This is a genomic window from Antrihabitans stalactiti (genome assembly GCF_012932915.1).
In the GTDB taxonomy this organism is placed as follows: Bacteria; Actinomycetota; Actinomycetes; order Mycobacteriales; family Mycobacteriaceae; genus Antrihabitans; species Antrihabitans stalactiti.
Window position 1 is genome coordinate 101,868 of the sequence record NZ_VCQU01000008.1, and the last position, 12,255, is coordinate 114,122.

General features: G+C 63.7%; 11 protein-coding genes. 7 read left to right on the forward strand and 4 right to left on the reverse strand.

Annotated elements, in window-relative coordinates:
- Window positions 1-99: 99 nt before the first annotated feature.
- The 4 genes from gnd to dapD form a co-directional block, all read right to left on the reverse strand.
- A complete protein-coding gene (gene gnd / locus FGL95_RS21995) occupies window positions 100-1,122 on the reverse strand; it encodes a phosphogluconate dehydrogenase (NAD(+)-dependent, decarboxylating) (protein ID WP_169590753.1) in 1,023 nt (340 codons plus the stop codon).
- A gap of 13 nt (window positions 1,123-1,135) precedes the next feature.
- Window positions 1,136-2,581, reverse strand: coding sequence for a glucose-6-phosphate dehydrogenase (zwf, locus tag FGL95_RS22000; protein WP_169590755.1), 1,446 nt, complete (start codon window positions 2,579-2,581; stop codon window positions 1,136-1,138).
- Between the two features lie 71 nt (window positions 2,582-2,652).
- Window positions 2,653-3,417, reverse strand: coding sequence for a polyphosphate--glucose phosphotransferase (ppgK, locus tag FGL95_RS22005; RefSeq protein ID WP_169590757.1), 765 nt, complete (start codon window positions 3,415-3,417; stop codon window positions 2,653-2,655).
- Between the two features lie 130 nt (window positions 3,418-3,547).
- Entirely contained in the window at window positions 3,548-4,501 is a 954-nt protein-coding gene (dapD, locus tag FGL95_RS22010; protein WP_169590759.1) for a 2,3,4,5-tetrahydropyridine-2,6-dicarboxylate N-succinyltransferase, read from the reverse strand.
- A gap of 37 nt (window positions 4,502-4,538) precedes the next feature.
- Between dapD and FGL95_RS22015 the strand changes: the two genes are divergently transcribed.
- The 7 genes from FGL95_RS22015 (at window position 4,539) to FGL95_RS22045 (ending at window position 11,876) form a co-directional block, all read left to right on the forward strand.
- On the forward strand, window positions 4,539-5,486 hold the full coding sequence (locus tag FGL95_RS22015; RefSeq protein ID WP_169590761.1) for an SMP-30/gluconolactonase/LRE family protein: 948 nt from the start codon (window positions 4,539-4,541) through the stop codon (window positions 5,484-5,486).
- Between the two features lie 30 nt (window positions 5,487-5,516).
- Window positions 5,517-6,590, forward strand: a complete 1,074-nt coding sequence (dapE, locus tag FGL95_RS22020) for a succinyl-diaminopimelate desuccinylase (protein WP_169590763.1) — start codon at window positions 5,517-5,519, stop codon at window positions 6,588-6,590.
- 20 nt (window positions 6,591-6,610) lie between these two features.
- Window positions 6,611-7,426 carry an LOG family protein gene (locus FGL95_RS22025; protein WP_169590765.1) on the forward strand — a complete coding sequence of 272 codons (816 nt, stop codon included), beginning with the start codon at window positions 6,611-6,613 and terminating at the stop codon, window positions 7,424-7,426.
- The gene (locus FGL95_RS22030; protein WP_169591172.1) at window positions 7,420-7,989 is read left to right on the forward strand and encodes an LOG family protein; all 570 of its coding nucleotides are present in this window, start codon (window positions 7,420-7,422) and stop codon (window positions 7,987-7,989) included. The genes FGL95_RS22025 and FGL95_RS22030 overlap by 7 nt, the downstream gene beginning before the upstream one ends.
- A gap of 2 nt (window positions 7,990-7,991) precedes the next feature.
- Window positions 7,992-9,755, forward strand: a complete 1,764-nt coding sequence (locus FGL95_RS22035) for a long-chain-acyl-CoA synthetase (protein WP_169590766.1) — start codon at window positions 7,992-7,994, stop codon at window positions 9,753-9,755.
- A 307-nt stretch (window positions 9,756-10,062) separates the two neighbouring features.
- Window positions 10,063-10,938: a dihydropteroate synthase gene (folP, locus tag FGL95_RS22040; protein WP_169590768.1), complete on the forward strand. Its 876-nt coding sequence runs from the start codon at window positions 10,063-10,065 to the stop codon at window positions 10,936-10,938.
- Window positions 10,935-11,876 carry a glucosyl-3-phosphoglycerate synthase gene (locus FGL95_RS22045; protein WP_169590769.1) on the forward strand — a complete coding sequence of 314 codons (942 nt, stop codon included), beginning with the start codon at window positions 10,935-10,937 and terminating at the stop codon, window positions 11,874-11,876. Before folP ends, FGL95_RS22045 begins: the two co-directional genes overlap by 4 nt.
- Window positions 11,877-12,255: the final 379 nt, after the last annotated feature.

Below are 12,255 nucleotides of genomic sequence, written 5' to 3' on the forward strand. Positions count from 1 at the left end.
TGCGGCCTGAGGCAGTGGCGGGGGCCGGCGGACGCGCGGACACGGGCGAACAAACGAAAAGGCCGCCACTACCAGAAGGAGCGACGGCCGTTGCGCTGACTACTTGTGCGGCAACTCGTGGTGGCCACCGAATGCCTTGCGCATAGCGGAGAGGACCTTGTTGGCGTAGAGGGATTCGCCGCGGGAGTCGAAGCGGCTGTAGAGCGAGGCGGTGAGGACGGCTGCGGGGACGCCTTCGTCGATGGCGGCGGCGACGGTCCAACGGCCTTCACCGGAGTCGGAGACGCGGCCACCGAAGGTGTCGAGGGTCGGGTCGGCGTAGAGGGCCGCTGCGGTGAGGTCCAGCAACCAGGAGGCAACTACCGATCCGCGACGCCACACCTCGGTGACTTCCTTGAGGTCGATGTCGTATTGGTAGAGCTCCGGGTTATCGAGCGGGGTCTCCTCGGCAGAGAATTCGCCTGCGGAACGCGACCCGATGTTGGCCTTGTGCAGGATGTTCATGCCTTCGGCGTAGGCGGCCATCGCGCCGTATTCGATGCCGTTGTGCACCATCTTCACGAAGTGGCCCGCACCCGCCGGACCGCAGTGCAGGTAGCCCTGCTCGGACGTCGACGGCTCACCTTCACGACCGGGTGTGCGCTCGACATCGCCGATGCCGGGGGCGATCGACTTCAGGAGTGGATCGAGATGCTCGACCTGTGCCGTCTCGCCACCGATCATCAGGCAGAAACCACGGGCCAGGCCGAACACGCCGCCGGACGTGCCGATGTCGACGTAGTGGATGCCCTTGGGCTTCAGGGCCTTCGAGCGCTTGATGTCTTCGTGGTAGCGGCTGTTGCCACCGTCGATGATGATGTCGCCTTCCTCCATGAGGTCGGCGAGCTGATCGATGACCTTGCCGGTGATACCGGCGGGGATCATGACCCAGGCAACGCGAGGCTTTTCCAACTTGGAGACGAACTCGGCGAGGTCTGTGGTGCCGAACTCGGCACCTTCCTCGATCAACTCCTTCACCGGTCCGTCGTTGACGTCGAACACCACTGCAGTGTGGCCGTCTTTCATGATGCGGCGAACGATGTTCGCGCCCATGCGGCCGAGGCCGACCATTCCTAGCTGCATTACGTCTCCATCCTTACTTTTTGGCGCGCCATACGCGTTCGAACGGGAGCCTCCACGCACGTGGGGCGATGAGTTGGTGAATCGCGTTCGGACCCCATGAGCCAGCGTCGTAACCGCGGACCGGCGGCGGGTCGTCCAGCAACGGCTGCGAAATCTCCCACAACCGCTCGATGCCCTCGGATGTCGTGAACAACGTGTGATCGCCGTGCATCGCGTCCAGGATCAACCGTTCGTATGCCTCGAGTACGTCGCCGACTCGATCGGTCTCCTGCATGGCGAACTGAAGGCTCAGCTTGTCCAGCCGCATGCCCGGACCAGGCCGTTTGCCGTAGAACGACAACGACATCTTCGACGCGTCCGCGAGGTCGAACGTCAGGTGATTCGGGCCGTGGGCGCCGATGCCTGAGCCTGCGGGGAACATCGAAGACGGTGGTTCGCGGAAGGCGATCGAAATGATGCGTTGGCCGGCAGCGAGATACTTGCCTGTGCGCAGGTAGAACGGCACACCGGCCCAGCGCCAGTTGCCGATCTCGGCCTTGAGCGCGATGAACGTTTCGGTGTCGGACTCCGGTGAGACGCCAGGCTCCTCGCGATAGCCGCGGACCTGGCCGCGAACGACATTCGCGGGCTCAAGCGGTTTCATCGAGCGGAAGACCTTGTTCTTCTCGATGCTGATCGCCTGCGGGGCCAGTTCGGTCGGCGGCTCCATCGCCATGAACGCGAGAATCTGGAACAAGTGAGTGACCACCATGTCCTTGAAGGCGCCGGTCTGCTCGTAGAACTGAGCGCGGCCTTCCAACGTCAGGGACTCGGGAACGTCGATCTGAATGTGCTCGATGAAGTTTCGGTTCCAGATCGGCTCGAACAAGCCGTTGGCGAAGCGGAACGCCAGGATGTTCTGCGCCGGTTCCTTACCCAGAAAGTGGTCGATCCGGAAGATCTGGGATTCGTCGAAGACCTCGTGGATGGCGGCGTTCAGCTTGACCGCACTTGCCAGGTCGGTCCCGAACGGCTTCTCCATGATGATGCGCGCGTTCTTGACAAGACCGGCCTCTTCGAGGGTCTTGACGACGATGGTCGCGGCCCTCGGCGGAACGCTCAAGTAGTGCAAGAGCCGTGTATCCGGACCGAGTTCGGTCTGCTGCTCCGCGACCGCTTCGGCGAGCACGCCCGGACCTTTGCCCTGCGGGACGTAGGTGACGATTTTCTCGAATGCGGCCCACTCGTCGGGCGTCAGTTGCTTGCGGCCGAACGAGTGCACTGCCTCTTTTGCGGCGGTACGAAACTGCTCGGTGTCGAGATCGTCGAGCGAGGTGGCCACGATCCGCATGTTCGGGCACAGGAGGTGCTGCGACAGATAGAAGAGACCGGGAATGAGTTTGCGCTTGGCGAGATCACCGGTAGCGCCGAACAACACGACAACGTGTGGGTCTGTTTGCGGAGGGGCGTCTTGTCCCATCTTGGGCCTTCCCGAAGTTGGTCTTTCGCTATCGTCTCCGCCCACGAAGGGGCGGTGCTCGAAGTCAGGCTTCACGAACCAATTGTGTCAGCAGCCATTGCCGCGCCGACGATTCCAGCGGTGTTAAGTAACGCAGCCGGAACAATCGGAGTCCTGTTGGTAAGCAACGGAATCCACTTTTCGCTTTTCTTGCTGATGCCGCCGCCCGCGACGAACAAGTCGGGCCACATCAAATTTTCGATCTTGGTCAAAACCAGCGAGACTTCCTTGCACCACTTCTTGTAGGACAGCTCTTCGCGCTCCTTGACCGATGATGCGGCGCGGTGCTCGGCTTCTTTACCGTCGACGTCCAAATGTCCGAATTCGGTGTTGGGCACCAGAACTCCGTTGGTCAGGACCGCTGATCCGATGCCGGTACCGAACGTCAGCAAGATCACGACACCCTTGACGTCCTTGCCTGCGCCGTACTTGTCTTCGGCCAATCCTGCGGCGTCGGCATCGTTGAGGACGACGACCTTTGCCCCGTCGAGCGCCGCAGTGAACAACGCGACGGCGTCGCAGTCGACCCACGACGCGTCGATGTTCGCTGCGGTTTTCGCGATTCCCGCCTGGACGACGCTCGGCAGGGTGATCCCCACAGAACCGGTCCAGCCGAGCTCTTTGACAACCTGTGCAACGGTCGCCGCAACGGCTTCCGTTGTTGCGGGTTGCGGAGTATCGATCCGAACGCGTTCTCCCACAAGGGATCCGTCGGAGAGGTCGACTATCGCCCCCTTGACGCCGCTACCCCCGATATCGACACCGCAGGCCTGCCTGGATTCTGCCGCCACCGTCATTTCCGACCTCCTCGCATCCGAGCGAGTCCAACATTAGGCGCGGCGGAGTGACTGTGGGGCAGGTTCACATCAATTCGATCATCGAAATGGAAACAGCGAGCAAACTCCGAATTACCGCTGTTGTGAAACGTCAGTCGTTGGCGTGCAGGGCGGCATTCAGCTCGACGCCGCTGCCTTTCCAGGCCACGACCTCGACTGCTCCGGTCACCGAGTTGCGCCGGAAAAGCAGGTTGCTCTGCCCGCTGAGGGTGCGAGCTTTGACGACGGTTCCGTCCGGGCCGGTCACCTTGGTACCCGCGGTGAGATACAAGCCGGCTTCGAGGACGCAGTCGTCGCCGAGTGCGATCCCGAGCCCGGAGTTTGCTCCCAGCAACGAACGTTTGCCCACGGAGACTCGTTCTTTGCCCCCGCCGGACAGTGTCCCCATCGTGGACGCGCCACCGCCGATATCGCTTCCGTCGCCGACGACGACGCCGCCGGAAATGCGGCCCTCGACCATCGACGTACCGAGCGTCCCGGCGTTGAAGTTGACGAAGCCTTCGTGCATGACCGTCGTGCCGCTGGCCAGGTGCGCGCCGAGGCGGACGCGATCGGCGTCACCGATGCGGACCCCAGTGGGCAGCACGTAGTCGACCATGCGGGGGAACTTGTCGACCCCGTAGACCGTGACGAAACCGCGCGTCCGAAGCTTCGCGCGAACGGTCTCGAATCCTTCGACCGCAGCCGGACCGAAGTTGGTCCAGACGACGTTGGTGAGCAGGCCGAACATGCCGTCGAGGTTCGCGCCGTGCGGCTGGACGAGGCGATGGGAAAGAAGGTGCAGGCGTAGGTAGATATCGTGCGCATCGACGGGTGCGGCATCGAGATCGGCGATCGACGTTCGGACCGCAACCATGTTGACGTCGCGGGCCTCGTCCGGACCGACGATGTCGCGGAATTCGGCGGGGATGTCGTCGCCCTCGAGGACAGTCGTCCCTGTGTCGGCAACTTCGCCCAGTTCGGGTGCCGGGTACCACGTGTCGAGCACCGTTCCCGAATTGGTGATGTTGGCGATGCCGACGGCTGTTGCTCCTTGTGCGCTCACGTCGAACAAGACTACCGACGACTGTGACGGTGACAGAATGCGGTTCGTGAAGCTGATCCCGAGAGTGATTGCGACTGCCGCACTGAGTGCGTCGCTGCTAGCGCTCCCCATGCCCACTGCGACTGCAGCCCCGATCTGCCCAGGCGCCGGCCAGGCGCCTGTCTTGGTAGCCAGCATCCCGGGTGCATCGCTCGAGGGCGTGACCGTCGATGCGCAGGGCAGGCTCTATACAACCGACTTCAACACCAATCGGATCTACCGCGTCGACCGGCCGGGAGCGCCCGCTTACCCGATCGCAACGTTGCCCGGCACCGCCGGTGCGCTGGCGTGGGCGCCCGACGGCACGTTGCTTGCCAGCTACAGCAATCTGAGCGTGGTCATCGGCGACCTCACCCGACCCGGCGCCATTGCCAGGGTGGACGTGAACAATGGGGCGGTCAGTCCGATCGCATCCGGCCTCAGCGCTGCGAACGGGATGGACGTCGCGCGCGACGGAGTCATCTACGCCACCAATGATTTCGGCGACCTGGTCGGACGGGTGTTCCCCAACGGTGCCGTCCAACCGGATTGGGCGCGGCTTCCGAGCGCCAACGGAGCTGTCCTGAGCAGCGACGACGCCTATCTGTACGTGTCGCGCACCTTCGCCAACCCTGGCGTAAGCCGGATTCCGCTCGCAAATCCCGGTGCCCCCGAATCGCTCGTGACCTTCGGTGGTGGCGATGTGCTGATGGCAGCCGATGGCTTGACTCTGGATTCGCGCGACCGTCCGATCGTCCCGGCAGACATTTCCGGGCAGATCCTCCGCGTCGACGGACCGAACCAATTCTGTGTATTGGCAACGGGATTGCCCTTGTCGAGCGTCGTCACCTACGGCCGCAGCGGCGCGGGCTTCGCCGATGGCAGGCTGTTCCGCGCGGGTTTCGACGGCAACATCTACGAGATTCCGGGTGGATTTGACCCCGCCGCCAGGACTGCAACCCCGTAGCTGTCGGAGGCACGCTTTAACCTGGACCGCGTGACCGCATTGGACCTGGCCGCCGACCCCATCGCGCTGACCGCTGCGCTCGTCGACATACCGAGTGTGTCCCGTGACGAGCGGGTGATCGCTGACGCGGTCGAGGCTGCGCTGCGCGAGCAGACCGACGGGTTCGAGGTCATCCGCAATGGAAATGCTGTGCTGGCGAGGACGAATCGAGGTTTGCCCAGCCGCGTGATCCTGGCTGGCCACCTCGACACGGTCCCGATTGCCGACAACGTTCCGAGCCGTCGCGACGGCGAAATCCTGCACGGCTGTGGCACGGTCGACATGAAGTCGGGCGATGCGGTGTTCCTGCACCTGGCTGCGACGGTCCGGGATCTGACCCAGGACGTCACCCTGATCTTCTACGACTGCGAGGAGATCTCAGCCGAGTTCAACGGCCTCGGCAGGATCGAACGTGAACTGCCGCAATGGCTTGCAGGTGACGTCGCGATTCTCGGCGAGCCGACGGGCGGCTTCATCGAGGCCGGCTGCCAGGGCACTCTGCGAATCCGGTTGACCGCAGGTGGAACCCGTGCGCACTCGGCGCGGTCCTGGCTGGGTGTCAACGCTATTCACAAACTCGGTCCGGCGCTGGACCGGCTCGCCAAGTACGAGGCTCGTTCGGTCGATATCGACGGTTGTGTGTATCGGGAAGGACTTTCGGCCGTGCGGATCGACGGGGGAGTGGCAGGCAACGTCGTCCCCGATGCGGCGACGGTCGACGTCAATTTCAGATTCGCACCCGACCGAACGGTTGCCGCGGCGACCGAGCACGTCCGCGAAGTGTTCGACGGTTTGGATCTCGGCGTCGAACTGACCGACAGTGCATCGGGCGCGTTGCCGGGACTGGCGGCGCCGGCGGCTGCCGCGCTCGTCGAGGCGGCGGGGGGCGAGGTCCGGGCGAAGTACGGCTGGACCGACGTGTCGCGGTTCGCCGCCTTGGGAATCCCAGCGGTCAACTACGGTCCTGGCGATCCGAACCTCGCACACACCCGAGGCGAGCACGTGCCCGTCGCGCAGATCACCGACGTGACCGCCGTTCTGCGGGCATATCTGACTGCCGAGTAAGCACCCGATAGCCTTTGCACATGGCACCCGACGAGACCGAGAGTCGACCACTGCAGTCCGGACCCACGAGCACGAAGTTCCGTGGGCCGATCATGCTGCGGCGCGACCGCAAGGCGGAATCGTCCACAACGGACCAACGACTACTCGACCAGCGCGGACCGTCCGACTGGGTCCACACCGACCCGTGGCGGGTATTGCGGATCCAGAGCGAGTTCGTCGAAGGATTCGGCGCGCTGGCCGAAGTGCCCCGTGCCGTAACCGTTTTCGGATCGGCGCGCATCTCCTCCGAGCACCCGGACTATGCCGCAGGGCGTGCGATCGGCGCGGCGCTGGCCAAGGCCGGCTATGCCGTGATCACAGGCGGCGGTCCTGGCGCGATGGAGGCGGTCAACCGCGGCGCCAGCGAATCCGGCGGCTTCTCGATCGGCCTCGGTATCGAGCTACCGTTCGAGCAGGGACTCAACGAATGGGTCGATCTCGGCATCAACTTCCGCTACTTCTTCGCGCGCAAGACCATGTTCGTCAAGTACTCGCAGGCGTTCGTGTGCTTGCCTGGCGGCTTCGGCACCCTCGACGAACTGTTCGAGGCGCTGACGCTCGTGCAGACGCGCAAGGTCACGCGGTTTCCGATCGTGCTCTTCGGAACCCAGTACTGGGCGGGCCTGATCGACTGGATCCGGGGGTCGTTGCTGGCCGAGGGGAAAGTATCGGAGCCGGACCTCGAGTTGATCCATGTCACCGACAGCGTCGACGAGGTGATTCGGCTCCTCGAGCAGTCGAACGACGACGCTGTCGCGCTCGACGATGATCTGCCCAGGACCGAGGATCTCTGGTGAGCGACACCCCGTTCTCCGTCTGCGTCTACTGCGCGTCCAGTACGAAGGATCCGGTCTTCGTCGACCTCGCCGCGGCCGTCGGCACCGCGATCGGTCGGCGTGGCTGGCAACTGGTGTGGGGTGGCGGCAACGTGTCGATGATGGGTGCGGTCGCGCACTCGACTCGCGCGGCCGGTGGACGGACCGTCGGCGTCATTCCGAAGCTGCTCGTCGCGCGTGAAGTCGCCGATTACGAGGCCGAAGAACTGATCGTGACGGACACGATGCGGCAGCGAAAGCAGGTCATGGAAGACCGTGCCGACGCATTTCTGACCTTGCCGGGCGGCATCGGCACGCTGGAAGAGGTCTTCGAAGCTTGGACCGGTGGCTACCTCGGCGGGCACGACAAACCAGTGGTACTGCTCGATCCGTTCGACTTCTATCGCCCGCTGCTGGACTGGCTGGATAGCCTGCGCGAGCAGGGCTTCGTTGGACAGAGTGCAATGGACAGACTTGTCATCACCACCGACATCGACGAGGCGCTCGACGAGTGCGTCCGCGATTCGCAATCGAGAGGGGCGTAGTAATGGCGTCGCAGCGGACGACCGTCAACTTGTTCGACCTCGCACGCAAGTTGCCTGCAATGGCGCCGGACATCGGCAGTATGGCGCGGGGCGCGAAAGGTCTGCTGCAGGATCCGGATTCACCGAACTCCGTCGGGCTAGTCTTCCAACGCGCGGCCCACCGGCATCCCGACCGTCCTTTCGTCCGCTTCGAAGGTCGATCGATCGGCTACGGCGAGGCGAACGTCCTGGTCAACAAGTATGCGAGTGTCCTGACCGATCGTGGCGTGACGCGGGGCGACGTCGTCGGCGTCCTAATGACGAACCGGCCGGAGACGTTGTTCGTCATCCTCGCCGCCTGCAAGCTCGGCGCGACTGCCGGACTGCTCAACCACAACCAGCGCGGCGAAGTGCTGTCCCACAGTCTCGGTCTGCTGAACAGTCGCGTGCTGGTCGTCGGCCCCGAATGCGGCGATGCGCTCAACGGCATCCTTGTCGAGCACGGCCTGATGTTCTCCGACGAGCTGGAGTATCTGTCCGAGAAGGCGAACCCAGCTGATCCGGCAGTCTGTGCCGAGATCACCGGCCGCGACCGCGCATTCCTTATCTTCACGTCAGGCACGACGGGCTTGCCGAAGGCTAGCGTGATGAGTCACATGCGATGGCTCAAGGGCATGGCCGGACTCGGTGCGCTGGGCGTGCGGTTGCGTGGGCAGGACACGCTGTATTGCTGCTTGCCGCTCTATCACAACAACGCGGTGACGGTAGCGCTGTCCGCGGTGCTCAGCGCCGATGCCACGTTCGCGCTAGGTCGCAAGTTTTCGGCGTCGAAATTCTGGGACGACGCGAATCTCAACAAGTCGACCGCGTTCATCTACATCGGCGAACTGTGCCGGTACCTACTGAACCAGGAACCGCGCGACACCGACCGTGAGAACAACATTCGTCTGGCGGTCGGCAACGGATTGCGGCCGGAAATCTGGGACGACTTCAAGAAGCGGTTCGGCATCGACCGCATCGTCGAGTTCTACGGCGCGAGCGAAGCGAACATCGCCTTCGTCAACGCGCTGAACGTCGACCGCACGGCAGGCGTGAGCCCGCTCCCGCACGCCGTCGTCGAGTACGACGACGACACCGGCAAGGCCAAGCGCGGACCGGACGGCAGATTGAAGAAGGTCGGGCGCGGCGGCGTCGGACTGCTGCTGGCTAAGGTCACCGACCGCTCGCCGTTCGACGGCTACACCGACAACGCCGCATCGGAAGCCAAGCTCGTGCGCGACGCGTTCAAGGACGGCGACGTCTGGTTCGACACCGGCGACCTCGTTCGCAAGCAAGGGTGGATGCACATCAGTTTCGTCGACAGGTTGGGCGACACCTTCCGTTGGAAGGGCGAAAATGTCGCAACCACCGAGGTCGAGGGTGCGCTCGGGGCAGAGACAGCGATCGATCAAGCAGTCGTCTTCGGCGTCGACATTCCAGGCACCGACGGCAAGGCAGGCATGGCGGCCGTCGTCCTGCACGAAGGCGCGACGTTCGACGGTCCGGCGGTCGGTGCTCGGCTCTTCGAGCGGTTGCCGGCGTATGCGGTCCCATTGTTCGTCCGGATCGTCGACTCGCTCGAGCAGACGTCGACGTTCAAGAGCCGCAAGGTCGAGCTGCGGAAAGAGGCCTACTCGCCCGACGCCGAAGGCACCCTGTACGTCCTGGCCGGTCGGGCGGAGGGATACGTCCCGGCATACGAGGGCTACGCCGACGACGTAGCCGCTGGTCAAGCGCCGCGGGGGTAGGGCGGTTCTTCCGGCCAATGGAAATGTGGGATAGCACTCGGCAGCCGAGTGGAATCCCACGGTCCTGGTCGATTGCGCGGGCCCGGGCGGTCGTGGGTGGGTTGGGTCGGATGGTCGATGGAAATGTGGGATAACGCTCGGTAGCCGAGTGGAATCCCACAGTTCTGGTCGGTCGGGCGGGATTTGGCCAAGGGTTGCGCGGGTTCTCGGGCCGAGGGGGCTGTTGTGCAAGCGCCAAAGGGGTAGGTGGGCTTCGCCGAGTTCGCTGTGGAATTCGTGACCTCGCGGAGCGTGTCACCATAGAGATATGACGACGCCACCCCTGCCGACGCTGTGCGGCGTGCCGGTGGCGACGGATCGGGCGTTGGTGATGGCGATCGTCAACCGCACGCCGGACTCTTTTTACGACCGTGGCGCCACGTTCACCGACCGTGCGGCGATGTCTGCTGTCGACCGGGCGGTCGGCGAAGGCGCTGACCTTGTCGACATCGGCGGTGTCAAGGCTGGTCCGGGGGACGAGGTGGATGCAAACGAGGAGGTCCGGCGGACTGTTCCGTTCGTCGCGGCGATCCGGTCGAAGTACCCGGACCTCTTGATCAGCATCGACACCTGGCGCGCGGAGGTAGCGCGGGAAGCTGTCGCCGAGGGTGCTGCGTTGATCAACGACACGTGGGCCGGAGCTGATCCGAAGCTCGTCGACGTCGCCGCCGAATTGAAGGTCGGCATCGTCTGCAGCCACACCGGAGGAGCGACGCCACGCACTCGTCCGCATCGCGTGCGCTATGTCGATGTGGTGGGCGACGTGGTCGCGGAGCTGGTGCGCGCGGCCGAACATGCGCGGTCCGTAGGGGTGGCAGCCGACTCGATCTTGATCGATCCGACCCATGATTTCGGCAAAAACACCTACCACGGGCTCGAGTTGTTGCGGCGAGTGGACGTTCTTGTAAACACCGGATGGCCAGTGCTTATGGCGCTTAGCAATAAGGATTTTATCGGGGAGACTCTGGGAGTAGACCTCACAGAGCGGCTCGAGGGGACACTGGCAGCGACGGCATTGGCAGCCGCTGGTGGTGCTCGGATGTTCCGCGTTCATGAGGTGGCGTCCACGAGGCGGGTGGTCGACATGGTTGCAGCGATCCTGGGGACCAGACAGCCCGCGCACACAGTGAGGGGTTTGGCATGACGCTCTCCGACATCACCAATACACCTGCGCACCGCGACTGGGCCGAAACAAACACCTGGGACAAACCCAGCTGGACGATCGAAGAGTTGGTCGCCGCGAAAGCCGGCCGGACCGTCTCCGTCGTCCTTCCCGCGCTGAACGAAGAACTTACCGTCGCGAAGGTCATCGACACGATCCATCCGCTCCTCGGCGGGCTGGTCGACGAACTGATCGTGCTCGACTCCGGTTCTACCGACGAGACCGCGGCACGTGCGCGCGCAGCCGGTGCGACGGTGATCAGCCGCGAACAGGCCGTTCCCGAACTGAGCCCGGTGCCCGGTAAAGGCGAGGTGCTGTGGCGATCGCTCGCCGCGGCAACCGGCGACATCATCGCCTTCATCGACTCCGACCTGATCAACCCCGATCCCGAGTTCGTGCCGAAGCTGCTCGGTCCGTTGCTGACGGTTCCCGGAGTACACCTCGTCAAGGGCTACTATCAGCGGCCGCTGCAGCACGGCGGGTCCGTCGAATCGAACGGCGGTGGGCGGGTCACGGAACTCGTCGCACGACCGCTGCTTTCCGCATTGCGCCCGGACCTGTCCAGCGTTCTGCAACCGCTCGGCGGCGAATACGCAGGCACCCGCGAACTCATGGCCTCGGTGCCCTTTGCCCCTGGCTACGGCGTCGAAATCGGCTTGCTCCTCGACACTTACGAGAAAATGGGTCTCGACGCGATAGGGCAGGTCAACCTCGGTATCCGCAAGCACCGCAACCGTCCGCTCAGCGACCTCGGCGTGATGAGTCGCCAGATCATAGGCACCCTTCTCGGCCGTTGTGGCATCAAAGATTCGGGCGCCGCACTCACGCAGTTCCCTCTCGACGGGGACAGTTTCATCGCGGTCAGCACTGAGGTCTCCCTCGCCGACCGCCCGCCGATGATTTCCCTCCGGCCAGTGTGATAATGCATCGTTTTTGAGTCTTTTCGGAGTCTCTGGACTCCTAAAAGACTCACAGGGGTGGGTTTGACCTCGGAAAACGCGCTGAATCAACGAATTGCCGCACGTCGGAATTCCGTCGTGCCGAATTGAATTGCTTCAATTCGACACAATTCGACACGCGGTAGGTGTCTCATTCGTAATGAAGCCGAGACCATTCGGTGACCTTGGCGTCTCTAGGGCTCTGACCTCGGTAAATAGTTGGCTGGCGTGGATGAATTACCCCCACGCGAGGTTTGCGAATTCGCTCCGAATCGGGGTTTGCGCATGTTATGGACCCCCGCCCGACGTCGACGCGATTTGAAAAGGTGAAAATCTCGCCCATCCAAACCAGCACTCGCTC